Here is a 19,809-nt window from a genome sequence, read left to right as displayed (position 1 = left end):
AAATAGGCTAAAGTGAAATTACTTTAGCCTAAAATAATAGTTTCTACTTTTTACTAAGTCTTTAGGTAACACACCAAAATGCTTAAAAAAAGCAGTTGAGAAGCTTTGCTGATATTTGTATCCAATTAATTTTGAAACTTCTGAAATATTGTACTCTCCAGTACTTAGTAAAACTTTTGCTTTTTCCATCCTAGTTTTTAAAACTAAAGCCCCAGGGGTTGTATCAAAAAGCTCTTTAAAACCAAACTTTAATTTAAACTCATTTATTGCTACTTTTTTACAAAGCTGTTCTAAACTATAAAATTCATCTGCTTTTTCTATTAACTCTTTTGCTTTGTATAAAGCAAGCTTATCCTCATAATTTATTTTTGAACATCCACAATCACATAAATTATTATGCTCATTTACTATAGAGTTCAACTCTTCATATATCAACTCAAAAACTTTACTTTGGATATACAGGTTATTTAACTCCCCTTCAAAAGGCGAGTTATATAACTCTTTGGCGAGGGAAACAATCTTATAGTTTTGAAACTGTTTTTCAAAGGTTGTTGAAACATTGTTTCTATAGTTTTTAAATAACTCATCTGTGTTTTCAATTTTATTTAAAAAGTATTTCTCTAAAAACTCGTCCCTTAAAATAAGGCATAGACTATTATTTTTTGAGTTTTTATCAAAATCCAATACAGAATCATATTCATTTATATATTTAGTGATTATTCTATTTTCTTTTATATTCAAAGTTGTATTGTTACTTTTATCTAAATAGTTAAACTTTCCTCCTAAATTAACAACTATAGAAAGACCTGAGACAAAAGACCTAGAGCTCAATGTTAATCTTTCATTGATACTAGTCTCTGTTTTAAACATAAGAATATCTTTACTTACAATCTCTTTTTTACTTACAAAAGACCCAAGATTCTTAGGCAGCTTAAAATTTATTATTTCAGAACTATTTGACTCAAGCATAAACTCATCAAAATTTTCAAGATTTACTTTATATGACATTAAAAAATACCTTTATATTAAAAAAAAATCCTTTTATGTTAACTTTTGATTTGTTTTTAATTATGATTATCATTATAATTCTATCATTTTAAAACATAATCCATAATAAGACAAGGAAAATCATGATAAAAACTAAAAAACTAGTATTTTTATCTTTAGTTTGTAGTACTTTACTATATGCAAACAATACTAAAAATACAAATGCAACAAATCTTGATAGTATTACAGTTACTGCAAATAAAGTAGAAGAAAATATCAAAGACGTTCCCCAAAGTATCACAGTAATTGATGGTACAGTAATTGAAGAAAAAGGGATTAAAAAAATTTCTGAAGTAATCAAGGAAATCCCAAATATGAACTTTCAAAACTCTACAAATGGAGGAATGAGTTCTTTTAGAGGGCTAAATACTTCAATGTTTACAAATAACAATCCCGTAGTAATATATGTTGATGGAGTACCATATTATGATAGAGTTGACTTTAATCCATCACTAGAAAATATTGAAAGAATTGAAGTATTAAGAGGTCCACAAGGTACACTATATGGTAAGGATGCAATTGGTGCTGTTATTAATATCATAACTAAAGCTCCAACAAATGAATGGAGCGGAAGCCTTCTAGCAGAGTATGGAAATGACAACCTTTATAAAACTTCATTCAATACTAGTGGAGCTATTATTGAAAATAAACTTTTTGCAGGAATCAATGGTTCTTTTAAAAAAGAGGATGGTTGGATTACAAATAATTATTCAGGAATGGATGAAGATGCAAATAAAAAAAGTGATAGAAAAACAAGTGCTTTCTTACTTTTTGAACCAAATGAAAAATTCTCTGCAAAAATAACTATGACAAATAATTATGAAAAAGACTATTTTATGGATGGTTTTAGTGCTGACCCGTCTATTGATATAAATAAACTAAAACGAGAAGATGCTGAAAATGTAAGCTTTGATGTTCCAGCTTACGAAAGAACAAAAGTAAAATCAGAGAATCTAAACCTAAGTTATGAGTTTGAGAAAATAAGACTTGAATCAATAACAACACATAAAAGAGTTGATTTTGATGGAGAGTATGATACTGATAATTTTTCAAATACCCCAAGTGATGGTTTAGGTCAGTTTAACTATACAGAACTAAAAACATGGACTCAAGAGTTAAGACTTTCTAGTAAAAACCAGGATATTAAATGGATTACAGGTTTATATTTTGATAAAGAAGATAGATCGCAAGGTCCCTATGGAGTAGAACAACTATATATGGGAGGAGTTTTTACAGGGGATGCTAACTCTAAAGCAAACAGTAAAACACAAGCTATTTTTGGACAAACAATGATTCCTTTAGGTGAAGACTTTGAGTTAACTTTAGGAGGTCGATACCAAAAAATAAAAAAAGATATTGATGTAACAGCTAAATCTAGTTGGTCAGGTATGGCTAATCCTGATGTTAATTACAAGGATGAAAAAACTTGGAATACATTCTTACCAAAGCTTGCATTAATGTATCACATAAACAATGATACTACAAGTTATATCTCTGTTTCAAAAGGATATATGCCAGGAGGATTTAATTACTACCCTTCTAGTGATGATAGTTCTCAAAATAGCTTTGAAGCACAAAAATCAACTAACTATGAAATCGGTTTAAAACACTTAGGTGAAGACTATGCTATCAACCTTGCAATTTTTAAAATGGATATAAAAGATATTCACGTTTACAAACAACTTATGGGAGGAACTGTATTTGCTACTAGTAATGCAGAAAAAGCCCACTCACAAGGAATTGAGCTTGATGGTTCATACTATATTACTGATAACTTACAATTATCAGCAGCCTTTGGTTTAATAAATGCAAAATACGATGAATATGATAATGGAACAAGAAACTATGATGGAGAAAGAATAGAAGGAACACCTAGATATACAGCAAGTCTTGGTCTTGCATATATTCAAGAAAAAGGTCTGTATGGAAGACTTGATATTCATGCTCGAGGAAAAACAGCTTTTATTGATGGAGCAGATAATGACAATTTAGTTGAAGCAGATGGTGGAATCACTTCTAATATAAAAGTTGGTTACAAAACAAAAAGCTTTGATGTATTTAGTTATATCAACAATATAACAGATGAAGATTATGTAAGTTCATATATGTCTAAACCAGGTACATCTTGGGTTGGATTTAATGAACCTAGAAGATTTGGAATCGGTATTAAATATAGTTTCTAATCAATACCTCATATAGAAATCATCCCACATAACTAATAGATATTGATAAATTTATCAATATCTATTAAGCTCAAAATAATCTTAGGAATCAATAATGAATAAACAAACAAATAAAAAACATGGACTATGGGCTATTATGAAACCTGTAATGTTTGAGATACGTTTAGCAATGCTTTTAGCAGCAATTGGAAGCTTATCTTTAATTGCTACACTTATCATTTTATCTTTAACTTTAACAAATATTATGCAAGGCACTCCCCTAGAAATCTTTGATATAAAACTTGACCTTGTAAATACAATTGTATTATTAGCAATAATGACAAGTATAGCTTTTGTATCAAGATTTTATGCTTTTGTAGTTTCTCACTTAGGAGCATTTAGATTAGAGCAAATTTTACGTACTAAACTAGCTCAACATTTAGCAGAAGTTCCTTTGGGATATATTATTTCAAATGGTTCTGGAACACTAAAAAAAGTAATGCAAAATGATGTTAGAAGTTTACATACTTTTGTAGCAGACAGTGTTCCTATGATAGCAAAAAGTGTACTTGCTCCTATTACAACACTAATAGTTCTATTCATAATAGATTTTAGACTAGCCCTTGCTAGTATCTCTATTTTAATTCTTGGTTGGCTTGCTATGGCTTATGCTATGAGAGACTCAAAAGAACTAAGGGAAAAATATGACCAAAGCCAAAGTGATATCAATAAAGCAGTAATTGAGTTCGCACAAGCTATGCCAGTAGTAAGAACTTTTGATGATGGAACAAGTTCTTTCAAACGATATAATAACTCACTTCATGCATATAAAGTGAACTTAAATAATTGGATGAAAATAAGTGCTATTCCTGCCAAACTAGGAATGATAATCTTAAGTCCACTTCCTACCCTTTTAGCAGTTTTATTTACAGGAGTTATTCTTTTAAATGCTGGGTCGTTAGAACTTTTTGCTTTAATTTCTGCACTTTTTTTAAGTACTGGTATGGCAGATGCCATGATGCCTTTAATGTGGCTTCAAAACTTCATTAAAAAATCTCAAGCCTCAGCATTAAAGATTCAAGAAGTATTAGACATCCCTACTTTGCCTGTATCTAAAAATGTACAAACTCCAACAAGTTTTGATTTAGAGTTTAAAGATGTATTCTTTAAATATGAAAATGTAGAAAAAACCTATGCTCTAAAAAATATAAACTTTAAAATAGAAAGTGGAAGTGTCACAGCTTTAGTAGGTCCAAGTGGTGCAGGGAAAAGTACTATTGCAAAACTTATTCCTAGATTTTGGGATGTAAGTAAAGGAGAGATTTGTATAGGTGGAGTAAATATTAAAGATATAGAGCCACAAGTTTTAATGAATACTGTCTCTTTTGTATTTCAAGATACCTTTCTTTTTCAAGACACAATCTACAACAATATTAAAATAGCAAATCAAAATGCAACTAAAGAAGAGGTAATAAAAGCAGCAAAAGCAGCCCAAATACATGATTTTATTGAAACCCTTCCAAAAGCTTATGAAACTAAAGCAGGAGATAGAGGAACAAACCTTTCAGGGGGACAAAAACAACGTATCACAATAGCCCGTGCAATTTTAAGAGACACTCCTATTGTAGTACTTGATGAAGCAACTGCTTTTGCAGACCCAGAAAATGAAGAAGAGATAGTTAAAGCCTTAGCAAACCTAACTGTAAACAAAACAGTTATTATGATAGCTCACCGTCTTTCAACTATAAAAAATGCTGACCAAATAGTAGTTTTTAACCAAGGAGAAATAAGTGAAATTGGTAAACACGAAGAGTTATTAGAAAATAAAGCTATCTACAAAAAGTTATGGGATAACTATGAAAAAGCAAGTCAATGGAACTTAGAAAAAGGAAAAGAAAATGAATAACAAAAAAGTATCTTCACTTAAAGAATCTTATGAGACAACTATAAATATAGCAGGGAAGAACGCTAACTTAGTAAAAAGAAGTTTTTTATATTTTATTCTTGCTTATGTTTTTCAAGGTTTAGCTTTTGCTCTATTTTTCCCTTTATTAAATAATATTTTTACAAGTGAATTTAGTATAAAGAAAAGTCTATTTTGGCTTGGAGCAATTTGTATACTTAGTTTAGTTTCTTTCTTTTTTCGATGGCTAGGTTCAGGTTTTCAATACTCAAAAGATATTGTACAAATAACCCATGACCTAAGAATAAAACTTGGAGAAAAAATAAAAACTATGCCTCTTCAAAATCTATACAAATATAGAACTGGGGAATTAAACTCTATTTTAGCACAAAATGTTGATGAATCAATTCTTCATATGGGAATAGTTTCAGGAATGTTTTTTGAAGTTCTTATTGTACCTATTGTGATAATTTTAGCAACATTTTTTATAGACCCTAGTATGGCATTAGCTCTTCTTATTGCTATTCCTTTTGCTATTCCTGTTTATTATTGGAGTAGAAAAAAAACAAAATGGGATAAAACAGAAGGAATAAAAGCCCATGCAAAACTTGAAGCAGATACTATTGAATATATTCAAGGTTTACCTATTTTAAGAGCTGTAAACCAAGTAGGTGAAAATGCACAAAACCTTCAAAAATCTATAACCAATTTAAGAGAAGTACAAAAAAAAGGTGTTTTTGCTTCTACTCTTCCTATGATTATAATGAATACTCTAATTGAGTTTTTGTTTTTATTTGTTCTTGTTTTAGGAACTATTTATATTACTAATGAAGAGTTTAGTATAGGAGCTTTAATTGCTTTACTTATTATCTTAGGAAGACTATCTGAGCCTTTAGCAAACTTTTTAGCTGTTACTGGCGTTTTAGATATTATGGAAGCCTCTTTTAAACATATTAGAAAACTTTTAGATGTAAAAGAGTTTTTTATAAAAGAACAAAAACAAAAACCTAAAAAATTCAATATTAACTTTGAAAATGTAGATTTTGCTTATGAAGGAAATACAAAAAATAGTTTAGAAAGTTTAAACCTTAAAATCAAAGATAACTCACTTACTGCAATAGTTGGACCATCAGGAAGTGGGAAGACAACAATTACAAAACTAATTATGAGATACGATGATCCACAAAAAGGTTTAATAAAAATTGGTGACGTAGATATTAGAAGCATGAAGCAAACTACTTTAATGAGTTATATCTCTGTAGTATTTCAAGATGTCTATTTATTTGATGATACTATTTTAAATAATATTCGTATGGGAAAACCAAAGGCAAGTGATGAGGAAGTACTAGCTGCTTCTAAAGCTGCATTTTGTCATGAGTTTGTTTCAAGACTTCCCCATGGATATGAAACAAAAGTTGGGGAAATTGGTGGAAGTTTAAGTGGAGGAGAACGTCAACGTATTTCTATTGCAAGAGCTATCTTAAAAGACGCACCTATTGTAATTCTTGATGAACCTACCTCAGCACTAGATACAGAAAGTGAAGTAGCTGTTCAAAATGCTTTAGATGAACTTATCAAAGACAAAACTGTAATTGTCATAGCCCATAGACTTTCTACTATTGCCCATGCTGATAATATCCTAGTAGCAGAAGATGGTCATATTAAAGAACACGGTACCCACCAAGAATTATTTAATAAAAAAGATAAATACTATGCTATGTTCCAAGCTCAACAAAGAGTAAAAGAGTGGGATGTAAAAAGTAGTATCAAATGAAAAAAAAACTAACTTGGAATACTATATTTTTATTGTTTAGTCTTTATACTACTCAATTCCTAGGTTTAGGCTTCTTTATTGAAGCCTTCATTGGGATTTTAAGACAAAATGGAGTTTCTTTAGAAAACCTTGGTTTTATATACATGCTAGGTCTTTTTTGGGTATTTAGGTTTTTATGGGCTCCATTTATTGATAAGATATACTTTAAAAAAATGGGGCATTATCGAGCTTGGATTCTTATTTTCCAGTCACTGATGGTTATTACACTTCTTTTTATTGCTTTATTACATATAGATAAAAATCTACCTCTAATAATAATTCTATCTGTATTTTTCGCTTTTTTTGCAGCATCACAAAATATTGCTTTAGATGCCTTTGCATTTAAAATAACTTTTAAAAGACAACGCTCTTTAATAAATGGAATTAAAGCTGCTGGAGGACTTATTGGAATGATCTTAGGTGGAGGCTTTGGTTTAATTCTTTATTCAAAATTAGGTTGGCACCCTACCATGTTTATTATGGCTATATTAACAGCAATCTCTCTTATTCAAATATTTATTTATTCAGAACCAAAGATGAAACATGCAAACTTTATTGAAAAAGTAGATTATAAACAATATCTTACTTTTTGGAAAACAAAAGAAAAAAAACTATGGTTTATTTTACTTTTCCTTTATCCAATAACGATCTCTTCAGCTTTTGGAATAACCACTCCTTTACTGGTTGATTTAAATTGGAGTTTAGACAAAATAGGTTTTGCTGTTCACATTGTAGGTTATGGAATAGGTTTTTTAGCCTCATTCGCCACTTCATTTTTAATAAATAAATTTGGAAGAAAAATCATCTTGTTAGTAGCAGCAATAGGACAAATAGTTGGTATCTTAATGCTATTTTTAATTTTTAAATACCATGAAAATGAGTTCCTTGTTATGTTTATTGTAGGGTTTATATTTTTATTTTATACTCCTTCACAAGTATTAATGACAACCTTAATGATGGATTTATCTTCAAATAAATCTCCTGCCTCACAATTTGCAATACAACATAGTATCTATATGTTCTCTGGAATTTTCTTTAGCTCTATGTCTGTTTCTTTATCAGGTGTTCTAGGTTATGAAAAGATAATTATAATTTGTGCCTTTATAGGCTTATTCTCTATTTACTTTTCTACAAAAATTGAATTTATTTTAAAAAGGAATAAAAATGAAAGAAATCAAGCCTTTAATGGCAGTTAATATTTTATGTGTATCTTCTATGATGGCTTTTTTAGCTGTCGTAGGACCAATAATTAGAAAATTAAATCTACAAGAGTGGCACGCAGGACTTATGGTTGCTCTTGCAGGAGTTGCTTGGGTTTTACTTTCAAGATTTTGGGGTAAAAAAAGTGATTATTATGGAAGAAAAAATATTCTAGTCTTTACAATATTTGGATTTTTTCTTTCTTACTTATTTTTAGCAGGTTTTGTAAACTATGCCATGATAACTCCACCTGCTGTTATTATTTCACTTAGTGCTTTAGTTCTTGCCAGAGTTATGATTGGAGTATTTTATTCTGCTATTCCTCCTGTTTCAAATGCTTTAATTGCAGATAAAGTTGAACCTAAAAAGAGAACTTCATATATGGCAAGTTTAGGAGCAGCAAATGGAATAGGAATGATAATAGGACCAATGGCTGGTGGAGCACTTGCTATATATGGATTAACCACACCTTTATATTTTGCTGCTATTTTACCTCTAGTTGCTGTTGGAATTATATACTTTAAATTAGAAGCAAGTAAAAAAAGAGAGAAGACCCAAAAAAAACCTATTCATTTTTTAGATAAACGATTAAGACTTCCTATGATAACTTCATTTTTTACTATGTATAGTATCGTAACCTCACAAGTTTGTATTGGCTTTTTTATACTTGATAAATTCTATTTAGGAGAGATTGAAGCGGCAAAAAGTACAGGATATATTTTAGCAGTTATTGGTGTTGTTTTTATAATAACACAAATTGCTGTTTCAAAATTAAAAAGTGTCTCTTCTTATACTTGGTTAACACTAGGCTCAATTCTTTGTGCTACTGGTTATTTTTTAGTTAGCATTATTACAACACAACTTCAACTAACTATTGCATTTAGTATTGGAACTGTTGGCCTAGGAATGTTAATGCCTGCATTTTTAGCAATAACTGCAAATAGTGTACAAGAACATGAGCAAGGAGTTGCAGCAGGAACAGTTTCTGCAGCCCAAGGCTTAGGAATAATTATAGGACCATTATTAAGTACAATACTTTATGAAATAAGACCGGAAATACCCTTTTTATTTTCAGCAGTTACTTTTTTACTTTTGACTATAATTTCACTTTCTTATAAAAAAGAGGACGTTATAAAATGTTAGAAGTTATTATCTTAAGTATTGCACTTAGTATGGATGCATTTGCTGTTTCTATTGGTTTAGGAATAAAAAACAAAGAAAAGATAAAAAGCCTTGCAATTGTTGCAGGTTTATATTTTGGTATCTTTCAAGCTTTAATGCCATTTATTGGTTATGCAGGTGGTGTTGGTTTACAAGATATTATTGGTGGCTATGATTTTTGGATTGCCTTTATTCTTTTACTTATAATTGGTGGAAAAATGATTTATGAAGCCTTTGGAGAACCAGTTGAAGAAGAGATTACAAAAGTTTCACACAAGATATTATTAACCCTTGCTATTGCTACAAGTATTGATGCTATGGCAGCAGGTTTTTCTTTACACTTATTTAATCTAAATGTATATTTATCATTAGCAATTATTGGTATTACTACTTTTATCTTTAGTATTTTAGGTGTTTACTTAGGTGTTAAAGGTGGAGCAAAATATGAAAGTAAAGCGGAAATTCTAGGTGGAGTTATTCTAATCATCATTGGATTTAAAATTCTATTACAAAACTTATTTGTATAAAAGAGCAGCTCATCTGCTCTTTTTATTTTTGTGTTTCTAAGTTATAATAATAAAAAATAATTAAGAGAAATACAAATGAAATATAAATTTTTTACAATCTCAATCCCTATTCTTTTACTTGTTATTGCTTCTTTTTATGTAACATCTAAATTTATTAAACCACCTCCCAAAAAAGAGATTACAATAGCTACTGGCTCTAAAAGTGGGAACTACTATAAAACAGCCTTAATTTATAAAGAGTTATTAGAAAAAGAGAATGTAAAAGTAAACCTTTTAACTTCTGCTGGTTCTATTGAAAACATAAACTTACTAAAAGAGAATAAAGCTGATATAGCTTTTTTACAAAATGGAACTATCAAAAATAATCAAGAAGGAATAAAATCCTTAGCCTCTATATATTATGAGCCTCTGTGGGTTTTTTATAGAAATGAAGGTTTTCCTATAAATTATGTTATTCAACTAATCTCAAAAAAAATATCTATTGGAAGAGAAGGAAGTGGCACTAAAGACTTGGCTTTAAAAGTTTTAAAAGACAATGGCATAAATCAAGACAACTCTCAAATTTTCAATTATGATGCAAATAAAGCAAGAGAAGAGCTTGAAAAAGGAAACATCGATGCAATGTTTGTTGTTTCTTCTCATAAATCAGAGGCTATAAGAGAGCTACTTGCAAATCCAAAGATAAATATTTTAAGCTTTAAAAGAGCAAAAGCCTATAGTAGAAAATATCCATTTTTAGAAGCTCTAAATCTATATGAAGGAACTTTAGATTTATATAAAAACTTACCAGATGAGAATATCGGTCTTCTTTCTACAACTGCAAACCTAGTGGTTAAAGATGGTTTTTCAGAAGAGTTAATTAGACTTGTTCTAAAAAAAGTAAAAGAAGTACATAATAAAAAAGACCTTTTCGCAAAAGCTGAACAATTTCCAAATGCTTTAAATATGCAACTTGAAATGCACGAAGAAGCACAAAGGTATTTTGAGTATGGAGATACTTGGCTTGAAAAGATTTTTCCTTATTGGATAGCTTCAAATATAGATAGGTTAAAACTTCTTATTATCCCTTTACTTACTTTACTTTTCCCACTATTTAAAGGTTTTTTCCCACTATACACATGGACAATGCGTTCAAAAATATATAGATGGTATGAAGAAGTTAAAAATTTAGATAATAGTATAGATAGTTTAGAGTCTAAAGATTTAAAAATTCAGCTAGTAAAGGTACAAAAACTAAGACAAGAAATTCAAAAAGAGACAAAGGTTCCCCTTTCTTTTATGGGTGAATATTACAATTTGCAACTACATCTTGATTTGATAGAGAACAAAATAGAAAAGAAGCTTTCTTAATAGTTTAAAAAGCTATTATATTTACTTTAGTTATAATGCGTGTTTAAAAAATTTTAAGGAAGTATAAATTGAGAATATTATCTGGAATTCAACCAAGTGGAACTTTACATATTGGTAACTACTTCGGAGCGATTAAGAAAATGGTTGAGTCACAAGACCAAGGTGATTTATTTGCATTTGTTGCATCATACCATGCTTTAACAACAGTTAAAGAAAAAGAGCTTTTAGAAAAAAACATTTTCGAAGCAGTAGTTAACTTTTTATCATTAGGAATGGACCCTGAAAAATCAACTTTTTGGGTACAAAGTGATGTAAAAGAGGTACTTGAATTATACTGGATATTATCAAACCATACATCTATGGGACTTCTTGAAAGAGCACACTCATATAAAGATAAAGTAGCAAAAGGTATCAATGCTAATCATGGATTATTTTCATATCCTGTTTTAATGGCTGCTGATATTTTACTTTATGATTCAAATATTGTTCCTGTTGGAAAAGACCAAATCCAACACGTAGAAATGACAAGAGATATTGCTAATAGCTTTAATCACCACTACAACACTGATATTTTTGTAATGCCAGAAGCAAAAGTTGATGAAGTTGTAGCAACAGTTCCAGGAACAGATGGAGCTAAAATGTCTAAATCATATGGAAATACTATTGATATGTTTGGAACAAAAAAAGGTGTTAAAAAACAAGTTATGGGAATCGTAACTGACTCAAAAGAGCTTGATGAACCAAAAGAGTGGGAAAACTGCAATATCTACAAACTTTGTGAACTATTTATGAATGATGATGAATTAAAAGAGTTACAAGGAAGATATGCAACTCCTGGTGAAGGTTATGGACACTTCAAGTTAACACTACTTGATAAAATCAATGAACACTTTGCACCATATCAAGAAAGAAGAGAACACTTATTAAATAATCCAAAAGAAGTTCAAGAGATTTTAGATTTTGGAGCAAGTAAAGCAAGAAAAGTAGCAAGTGCAAAAATGGAGCAAATTAGATCAATAGTTGGTCTGTAAGGATAAGAAATGATACCTGAAGTATTAGATATAGCAATAAAAGATATTGTTACTATAGATTCAAATAAAACACTTGATGAAGCTGTTCAAAAAATGGCAGCTTCAAATCTTAGAACAATAGTTATAACTGATACTTCATCCTACAAAATTCTTACTACAACTCAATTAATTGATTTTAAATTAGAAAGAGTAGACCATAAAACAAAACTTAAAGATTTAGGATTAAGAGAGGTTAAGGTTATAAATAAAAGCCTTAATTTAATCAACCTTCTAAACCAGATTAACTCTACAGAAGAGTATATGGTAATTGTTGATGAAAACAATAAACTAGAAGGAATCCTTTCTTATACTGATATAATCAATAATATTGACCCTCAAATGTTAATGGAGAGACAAACTCTTGGTAATCTTATCTTAAATTATCAAGCTGTTTTTGCCTATGAGGATTCATCTGCACTTCATGCTGTTAAACTTATAAAAAACAGTGGAAATGATGCTGTTATAATTAAGAATAATGATGAAAAAGCAGTAGGGATTTTTACTTCAAAAGACTTTATAAATCTTATACATTTAGATTGTAACTTAACACAAAAAATTTCAAATTTTATGACAAGTCCTATTAAAACTCTAAAAGAGCACTCAACTATTGCAGATGCTTTAGCATTTATTAGAAAACAAAGGTTTAAAAGAATTATTATTGAAAATGATAAAGGTTATGTAACAGGTATCATCTCTCAAAAAGAGCTTTTAAGAATTGTTTACAATAAATGGATAGAACTTATGAAAAAAGAAGGAAGTAAAATTTCTAAAACAAATGAAGCTTTAATTCAAACACAAGCAGAACTAGAAGAGATAGCTTCAACAGATTATCTAACTAAAATCTACAATAGACAAAAGTTTGAGTCATTTTTAGAGTATGAGATTAAAAAACTTGATAGATATGAAAATGGTATCTTTACAATTTTATTAGTTGATATTGACCACTTTAAAAAAGTAAATGATTCATATGGGCACCTAAAAGGTGATTCTGTATTACAAGAATTTTCTAAAATATTAACATTAAGCTCAAGAAAAAGTGATGTTGTAGCTAGATGGGGTGGAGAAGAGTTTATAGTACTTCTTCCTCATACAAATATTGAAGAAGCAATTTTAGTTGCTGAAAAAATACGTTCTACTGTTGAAGTACATGATTTTAAAGATAACCTAGCCTTAACTTGTTCTGTGGGAATCTCTCAATATCATAAAAATGATACAAAAAGAGAGATTTTTAATAGAGCTGATAATGCTTTATATAAAGCAAAAGCTCTAGGAAGAAATAGAATTGAAATAGAAGTTTTAAGCTGTAACGTTTAACTTCTATTTCGTACAGATATAGATTTGTTTATCAGCTCTTTCATCACTATGAAGATTAAAGTCTCGTAAACTTTCAACCTCAAAGCCAATCTTTTTTAGCATCTTTTTTAATCTATCTTTACTATGATAATATTGAGTTATAAAATCATTCTCTTTTTTAAAGTTACCATCTTCTAACTTTGTAAATAAAGTTAAATCAGTAACTAGTTTTTCATCTTCATAAATAGCATCAATAGCAATGAATTTATCATCTAAATCCATTGTAATACAACCTTGTGCTATCTCTTCAAAACCATAAAGAGTATTTACATCAAAGATAAAGTATCCTTTATCATTTAAAGCTTTATAAACGTTCTCAAAGAACTCTTTTAAACTATCTTTTGGAATATAGTTAATCACATCAAAGATAGCCGTTGCACACTCATATTTTTCTTTTACATCTTTTAAATCAATGCATGCTACATTTTCTACACCTCTTTGTTTACAAGCGTCAATTTGCTCACTACTTAAATCAATTCCATAGGCATTTTTTTGATTTAAGTTTAAACTCTCAATAAAAAAACCTTGTCCACAACCTACATCTAAAATATTGTCTAGTTCATTATCAAAAACAATAGACATAAACTCATTATGTAAGTTATAAACCTCATCTTGAAAGTCTAAATAAGGCTCTATCTTAGAGTATAGATTTAATCCCATTGAATAACAGCTTCTAACTTTTCTTTTAAATCAAAAATCTTATCTTTTTTTGCATAATAAGCATTTTTGTTTGCAATTAAGTGTGCGCTACTTTCCATAATTGTAGGCCCTACTTCTAAACCATTTTGTTTCATTGTTGCACCTGTTTCAACAATATCAACAATACAATCAGCAAGGTTTACTAAAGGAGCTAATTCAATAGAACCATATAGTTTGATAATATCAACTGCCATTGCTTTTTCTTCAAAATATCTTTTTGCAATTTTTTCATGTTTTGTAGCAACAGTGATTTTACTCTTTGTCATATCTAGTTCTTGTCCTTTGATAAGACCAAAGGCAACCTTACAATATCCAAGTTGTAAATCAAGTAGTTTAATTAAGTCATACTCTTTTTCTTCTAATACATCAAGTCCAACTACACCTAAATCTGCTGCTCCATGCATAACATAAGTAGGCACATCTTGATTTCTTACATTTAAAAATCTAAATCCAGCTTTTTCTAAAATAAGTTTTCTATCTTCAAATACAAACTCTTCATCAAATGCTTGTTCAAACTTAGAAAGAGTCTCTTTTGCTATTCTTCCCTTAGGTAATGCAATCGTTAGCATTAATTATCCTTCTCATATTTTCAAAAATTATGTCTTTTTTATAGATGCTATTGTCAAAGTATTTATTCAAAAACTTTCCATCTCCACCAGTAAAAGTAATCTGCTTTTTTTTGCTCACTTTTTTAATTGGTTCTATAATTGATTTTAATATAGCATAAGAGATTGCATCTTTAGTACAAAGGGGGATTTTATCTAAATTTACCTTTGTATTTAAATCAACATCTAATTTATGAGAAATTTGAGGGTAAATATCTCTAAAAGCTTTTAGTCCAGGAAGAATAAATCCACCTTTATGTTTACCTTTTTTTATAATATCAACAGTAATTGCACTTCCTGCATCAACTATTATTCCATCTTCAATAAAACAACAAGCAATCTTTCTATCTAGTCCCATACCTACATATTTTGTTTTAAACTTTATATATGGTTCTAAGTCAACTATATCATCATTTGTAAGTTTTAATTTTGCAGTTGCGTTATCATTTACAGAGACATAATAAACTCTTTGTTTAAAATCAGGCACATGGGAGTTTACTAAATATCTTTGTTCTTTTCCATCTATGTTAAAGTGAAAAGTTGTATTCCCAATATCACATAAAATCAACTCTTATTCTCCATTTATTCTCTTCAAGTAACTTTTTAGCTTTTGAACAAAGAGGTGAAGAGATAATTAGCTCTTTTTTCTTAAAATTGTGTTCTTTGTAGTCTGCTAATAAAGCTTCCATTTGCATTAAATCTTCTACATTTTTTCTTATGAATCTACTTTTTGAATCTACTATAAATATTGCATAATAATCTTTATTTGTTGAAGTTGCCACAAATATCTTAATCTTTTTTCTACTTTTTAACTCTTTTGGACTTACTTCTTCAATCTCTTTAAATAAAATCTCTTTATCTAAATAGTATTTTGTAATATCTTTCAAACTTTCCCTTATATTTTCTATTTGGAATTATTATATACAAAGGATATTTAGTATCTATTGAATACAAGATAATACTATTTTATAAACAATCGTTTATTAATAGACTATTTTTTTCTGATATAATACTTTTACAATTTAAGTATAGTGGATTAAAAATGTTGAGATTTAAAACAGTATTTATTTTTTTCTTATTTTCATGCTTTTTATACGCACAACCACTCAAAAAAAGTTTCACTGTATCATATGACCCAAACTATGCACCTTTTTCCTATATTAAAAACAATAAGCCCCAAGGACTTTTAATAGACTTTTGGAAACTTTGGGCAGAAAAAAACAACTACAAATTAAAATTTGTCAATGGCAAACTTTGGCAAAACTCTATAGATTTAGTGAAAAATGAAAAAGTAGACTTTTTTCTAGGAACAGAAGTCTATAAATCTTGGATGAAAGGTTCAAAACCATTCTATAAAAGAAAAACTTCTCTTTTTATTCACAAAGAAAATAGTAAAAATTTTGAAAAAGATGCTTTTTATATAATAGGTATTATAGGTAATGATTATAAAGAGGTTATAAAAAAAAATTTTCCAAACTCTGAAATTATTAACTATGAAGACTATGAAAATGCAGTAAATGATTTAACAAAGAAAAAAATTGATTTACTCTATGATGATAAAACTGCCATTGAATTTTATACCCTACAAAAAGGTTATTTCCATGAGATTAAGCATATTAATCTATTATCAGAAATTTCATATATTCAAGCAATTGCTTTGAAACAGGAGTTAATTGATACATTTAACAAAGGCTTTCAAAAAATATCAAAAGAGGAACTCTCTGATATTGAAAGCAAGTGGATTATTAATGAAAAGTTTAAATTTTATAATCAATTTAAACCTACAAGTCTGACAAAAGAAGAATCAAATTTTATAAAAAATACAAAAATTAATGTCTCTGTTTCTAGAGCATGGAAACCTTTCTCTTTTGAGTCAAAATCACATACTCCCACAGGTATCTCTTCTGAAGTTTGGAAACTACTTGAAGATCATTTACATTTAAATACAAAATATACTTTCTTCCATGACTTTACAAAACAACTTGAAAGTATAAAACAAAAACAGCAAGATGTGATTTTTAGTGCAGGAAAAACAAAAGATAGAGAAAACTATGCTATTTTCACAAAGCCTTACATCTCTTTTCCTATCTCAATAGTTACACTAAAAGATGAAAACTTTATTGAAAATATGGAACAAATAAAAAATAAAAAAATTGCAGTTGGAGAAAACTTTACAGCTCACAAACTTTTAAAAGAGAATTATCCTGACTTAGACTTACTTCTAGTAAAAAGTATAAAAGAAGGTCTTGAAGCAGTTGAATGTAAAGATGCTTTTGCTTATATTGATATAAAGCCAAACCTAGCATATAATATTGGTAAATTAGGATTAGAAACCCTTAAAATATCTGGAAATACAGATTTAAACTTTGCACTTAGAATTATGATAAGAAAGGATTATTCTCTTTTACATAGTGCTTTAGATAAAACTATTGAGTCTTTAGATAAACAAAAAATAAAAGATATAATTAATAAATGGGAAACTATACAATTCGAGGATAATTTTAACTATAGTAGACTTTGGATTGCCTTGTCTGTTATCTTTACAATTGTAATTATTCTTATATATAAAAATCAATCAAATATAAAACAAAACAAGCTTTTAAAAGAGAAAGTTGAAGAAAGAACAAAAGAGTTAAAACAACTAAATGAATCTTTAGAGATAAAAGTTGAAAGTAAAACGAAAGAATTAAAAAGAGCTAACTACCTTTTAGATGAAGCACAAAAAATTGCTCACTTAGGAAGTTTTCAATATGAGATAAAAAAAGATGAATTATATTGGAGTAATGAACACTTTAAAATGTTTGGGTTCTATCCAAATCAAATAAAACCTACTGTTGATTTACTATTGTCTTATGTCCATGAAGATGATAAAAAAATAGTAAAAAGTCACCTTAATAAATTAGTCTCTTCAAAAAATAAATTAGTAAATGAGTTTAGAATTGTTATCAATAAAAAGACTATTAAATACTTGCAAATCACTTCTAAAGTCACTAAATTTGATGAAAAAAACAATCCTTTATTAATAATTGGAACTATTTTAGACATTAGTAAAATCAAAAAACTAGAACAAGAGAAAAGAGAAAAAGACACAATCTTAGCTCAACAATCAAAAATGGCTGCAATGGGAGAAATGTTAGAAAATATAGCCCACCAATGGAGACAACCTTTATCAATAATCTCTACAGTTTCTACAGGAATGCAATTAAACCTTGAGATTGATAATGAAATCCCAAAACAGCACTTATTAGATAATGTTAAAGCTATTAATGAGCATACTCAATATTTATCTAAAACAATTGATGACTTTAGAAACTTTTTTAATCCAAATAAAGAGAATACTACTTTTGACGTAGCTTCTTGTATTGATAAGTCTTTATACTTAATCACATCAAAAATCAAATCTTCAAATATCAATTTAACAAAAAAGATATCAGATATAGAAATTACAACTTTAGAGAGTGAATTAACACAAGTATTATTAAATATTTTTAACAATGCAATAGATGCTTTAAATCAACAAGATATAAAAGACAAGCAGATATATATTTTAGCTACAAAAGAGAACAATAATATTATCATCTCTATTAAAGATAGTGCAGGAGGAGTTCCTGAAAAAATCCAAACAAGAATCTTTGAACCATATTTTACTACAAAACATAAAAGCCAAGGAACAGGAATTGGTCTTTATATGTCTTCTCAAATTATTACAAAACACCTAAACGGAAATATAAAGCTATCAAATGAACAATTTATTTTAAATAATAAATCATATTTTGGAGCTAACTTCAAGATTATCTTCCCTCAAAATAGTTAAACAATAGTAATTTATCTTAAAATTAGAGTATAATTATAGATTAATTTATACTAAGGATAAAAAAATGCATGTTGTGTTTATTATTGAACATTGGGACAATATTGAACCAGTAAAAAGTACTACACTTGCGATTATAAAAGAGTGTATGCAAAGAGGACACAAAGTCTCAATACTTTATACAAATGATTTAACTGTTAGAAACAATATTGTACATGGTTTTGCTAAAACAATTCTATTTGAAGGTAAAATTCCAGACTCAATAACGTCATTTTATAAAAAATGTGAATTTCAGGTTAAGCTAAAAGCTTTACATGCTTTTGACTGTATTATGATAAGAAAAGACCCTCCTATTTCACCTATAGTTTTCAACTTTCTTGATTCAGTAAAAGATGAAACAATAATTATCAATGACGTAGATGGTATTAGAAAAGCAAACAATAAATTATATACAACAACTTTCCATGACCCAACAAATAGTTACTTACCTAAAACTCATGTTTCAGGAAGTAAAAAATATATAAAGAAAATTATTGAAGAGTCACATGAAGAGAAGATGATTTTAAAACCCCTTGATGGTTCAGGTGGTAGAGGTGTAATTGTATTAGAAAAAAATGCAAAATCAAATATTAACTCTTTACTTGATTTTTATATAGATAGCTCAGGTGAAAACTACGTTATCTTACAAGAGTATATTCATGGTGCTGAAGATGGTGATGTAAGAGTTATGATGCTAAATGGTAAAGCAATTGGTGCATACCATAGAAAACCAGCTGATGGAGAAGTAAGAGCCAATATTCAAGCAGGTGGAAGTGCACACAAGTATAATTTAACAGAATCACAAAAAACTATTTGTAATAAAGTAGGTAAAAAACTTTTAGCTGATGGTATCTATTTTGCAGGATTAGATATGATTGGTGATAAAATCTTAGAGGTTAATGTTTTAAACCCAGGTGGAATTACAAATATTAATAAACTATCAAAAGTTAAACTACATAAAAATGTAGTTGATTTCCTAGAAGAGAAAGTTCATGAAAAAGTTGAAAAAAGAGCTGAGTTAGAGTATCTTCTAAAAAGACTAAGTGAGTTAAGAGAATAGTTTCTCTTA

Annotated in this window: 16 protein-coding genes; 11 read left to right on the top strand and 5 right to left on the bottom strand. The window is 28.6% G+C overall.

Translation table 11 applies throughout. The annotated features are described in order from the left end of the window. Positions 1-18: 18 nt before the first annotated feature. Complete coding sequence (locus CRV02_RS09695) at positions 19-1,008, bottom strand: AraC family transcriptional regulator (RefSeq protein WP_129090162.1); 990 nt, start codon at positions 1,006-1,008, stop codon at positions 19-21. A gap of 122 nt (positions 1,009-1,130) precedes the next feature. Here CRV02_RS09695 and CRV02_RS09690 point away from each other — a divergent pair, with 122 nt between their 5' ends. The 9 genes from CRV02_RS09690 to CRV02_RS09650 all read left to right on the top strand — a co-directional run bounded on the left by CRV02_RS09690 (position 1,131) and on the right by CRV02_RS09650 (position 13,547). Further along, positions 1,131-3,230: a TonB-dependent receptor gene (locus CRV02_RS09690; protein WP_129090161.1), complete on the top strand. Its 2,100-nt coding sequence runs from the start codon at positions 1,131-1,133 to the stop codon at positions 3,228-3,230. 94 nt (positions 3,231-3,324) lie between these two features. Then, positions 3,325-5,115, top strand: coding sequence for an ABC transporter ATP-binding protein (locus tag CRV02_RS09685; RefSeq protein WP_129090160.1), 1,791 nt, complete (start codon positions 3,325-3,327; stop codon positions 5,113-5,115). Further along, entirely contained in the window at positions 5,108-6,886 is a 1,779-nt protein-coding gene (locus CRV02_RS09680) for an ABC transporter ATP-binding protein (RefSeq protein ID WP_129090159.1), read from the top strand. The genes CRV02_RS09685 and CRV02_RS09680 overlap by 8 nt, the downstream gene beginning before the upstream one ends. Beyond that, complete coding sequence (locus CRV02_RS09675; RefSeq protein ID WP_129090158.1) at positions 6,883-8,121, top strand: MFS transporter; 1,239 nt, start codon at positions 6,883-6,885, stop codon at positions 8,119-8,121. The genes CRV02_RS09680 and CRV02_RS09675 overlap by 4 nt, the downstream gene beginning before the upstream one ends. Further along, positions 8,090-9,268 (top strand): MFS transporter, encoded by a 1,179-nt coding sequence (locus tag CRV02_RS09670; protein WP_129090157.1) that lies wholly within the window; start codon positions 8,090-8,092, stop codon positions 9,266-9,268. Before CRV02_RS09675 ends, CRV02_RS09670 begins: the two co-directional genes overlap by 32 nt. Next, entirely contained in the window at positions 9,262-9,813 is a 552-nt protein-coding gene (locus tag CRV02_RS09665; protein ID WP_129090156.1) for a manganese efflux pump MntP family protein, read from the top strand. The genes CRV02_RS09670 and CRV02_RS09665 overlap by 7 nt, the downstream gene beginning before the upstream one ends. Positions 9,814-9,888: 75 nt before the next feature. Continuing rightward, positions 9,889-11,163 carry a TAXI family TRAP transporter solute-binding subunit gene (locus CRV02_RS09660; RefSeq protein ID WP_129090155.1) on the top strand — a complete coding sequence of 425 codons (1,275 nt, stop codon included), beginning with the start codon at positions 9,889-9,891 and terminating at the stop codon, positions 11,161-11,163. 68 nt (positions 11,164-11,231) lie between these two features. Continuing rightward, entirely contained in the window at positions 11,232-12,194 is a 963-nt protein-coding gene (gene trpS, locus CRV02_RS09655) for a tryptophan--tRNA ligase (RefSeq protein WP_129090154.1), read from the top strand. 9 nt (positions 12,195-12,203) lie between these two features. After that, positions 12,204-13,547: a diguanylate cyclase gene (locus CRV02_RS09650; RefSeq protein WP_129090153.1), complete on the top strand. Its 1,344-nt coding sequence runs from the start codon at positions 12,204-12,206 to the stop codon at positions 13,545-13,547. A gap of 3 nt (positions 13,548-13,550) precedes the next feature. Here CRV02_RS09650 and CRV02_RS09645 read toward each other — a convergent pair whose 3' ends face one another. Genes CRV02_RS09645 through CRV02_RS09630 form a run of 4 tightly spaced genes read right to left on the bottom strand, consistent with a single transcriptional unit; the run spans position 13,551 to position 15,777 of the window. After that, complete coding sequence (locus CRV02_RS09645; protein WP_129090152.1) at positions 13,551-14,246, bottom strand: class I SAM-dependent methyltransferase; 696 nt, start codon at positions 14,244-14,246, stop codon at positions 13,551-13,553. Beyond that, on the bottom strand, positions 14,237-14,854 hold the full coding sequence (gene hisG, locus CRV02_RS09640) for an ATP phosphoribosyltransferase (RefSeq protein WP_129090151.1): 618 nt from the start codon (positions 14,852-14,854) through the stop codon (positions 14,237-14,239). The genes CRV02_RS09645 and hisG overlap by 10 nt, the downstream gene beginning before the upstream one ends. Then, entirely contained in the window at positions 14,832-15,458 is a 627-nt protein-coding gene (locus tag CRV02_RS09635) for a type III pantothenate kinase (RefSeq protein ID WP_129090150.1), read from the bottom strand. The genes hisG and CRV02_RS09635 overlap by 23 nt, the downstream gene beginning before the upstream one ends. After that, positions 15,445-15,777 carry a hypothetical protein gene (locus CRV02_RS09630; protein ID WP_129090149.1) on the bottom strand — a complete coding sequence of 111 codons (333 nt, stop codon included), beginning with the start codon at positions 15,775-15,777 and terminating at the stop codon, positions 15,445-15,447. Before CRV02_RS09630 ends, CRV02_RS09635 begins: the two co-directional genes overlap by 14 nt. A gap of 155 nt (positions 15,778-15,932) precedes the next feature. Between CRV02_RS09630 and CRV02_RS09625 the strand changes: the two genes are divergently transcribed. After that, the gene (locus CRV02_RS09625) at positions 15,933-18,704 is read left to right on the top strand and encodes a transporter substrate-binding domain-containing protein (protein WP_129090148.1); all 2,772 of its coding nucleotides are present in this window, start codon (positions 15,933-15,935) and stop codon (positions 18,702-18,704) included. A gap of 64 nt (positions 18,705-18,768) precedes the next feature. Then, positions 18,769-19,800, top strand: coding sequence for a glutathione synthase (gshB, locus tag CRV02_RS09620; protein WP_129090147.1), 1,032 nt, complete (start codon positions 18,769-18,771; stop codon positions 19,798-19,800). The last annotated feature ends 9 nt before the right edge of the window (positions 19,801-19,809 follow it).

This window comes from Arcobacter sp. CECT 8989, assembly GCF_004116715.1.
GTDB lineage: Bacteria > Campylobacterota > Campylobacteria > Campylobacterales > Arcobacteraceae > Halarcobacter.
The sequence above is the reverse complement of the archived record's forward strand: the minus strand, read 5'-3'. Positions and strand labels throughout refer to the sequence as shown.

Bases quoted from the DNA above. Each gene is read 5' to 3' on its own strand.
- CRV02_RS09645 (WP_129090152.1), bottom strand. From the start codon at position 14,246: ATGGGATTAAATCTATACTCTAAGATAGAGCCTTATTTAGACTTTCAA.
- gshB (WP_129090147.1), top strand. From the start codon at position 18,769: ATGCATGTTGTGTTTATTATTGAACATTGGGACAATATTGAACCAGTA.
- CRV02_RS09650 (WP_129090153.1), top strand. From the start codon at position 12,204: ATGATACCTGAAGTATTAGATATAGCAATAAAAGATATTGTTACTATA.
- CRV02_RS09675 (WP_129090158.1), top strand. From the start codon at position 6,883: ATGAAAAAAAAACTAACTTGGAATACTATATTTTTATTGTTTAGTCTT.
- CRV02_RS09680 (WP_129090159.1), top strand. From the start codon at position 5,108: ATGAATAACAAAAAAGTATCTTCACTTAAAGAATCTTATGAGACAACT.
- CRV02_RS09665 (WP_129090156.1), top strand. From the start codon at position 9,262: ATGTTAGAAGTTATTATCTTAAGTATTGCACTTAGTATGGATGCATTT.
- CRV02_RS09685 (WP_129090160.1), top strand. From the start codon at position 3,325: ATGAATAAACAAACAAATAAAAAACATGGACTATGGGCTATTATGAAA.
- hisG (WP_129090151.1), bottom strand. From the start codon at position 14,854: ATGCTAACGATTGCATTACCTAAGGGAAGAATAGCAAAAGAGACTCTT.
- CRV02_RS09660 (WP_129090155.1), top strand. From the start codon at position 9,889: ATGAAATATAAATTTTTTACAATCTCAATCCCTATTCTTTTACTTGTT.
- CRV02_RS09625 (WP_129090148.1), top strand. From the start codon at position 15,933: ATGTTGAGATTTAAAACAGTATTTATTTTTTTCTTATTTTCATGCTTT.
- CRV02_RS09695 (WP_129090162.1), bottom strand. From the start codon at position 1,008: ATGTCATATAAAGTAAATCTTGAAAATTTTGATGAGTTTATGCTTGAG.
- CRV02_RS09670 (WP_129090157.1), top strand. From the start codon at position 8,090: ATGAAAGAAATCAAGCCTTTAATGGCAGTTAATATTTTATGTGTATCT.
- CRV02_RS09690 (WP_129090161.1), top strand. From the start codon at position 1,131: ATGATAAAAACTAAAAAACTAGTATTTTTATCTTTAGTTTGTAGTACT.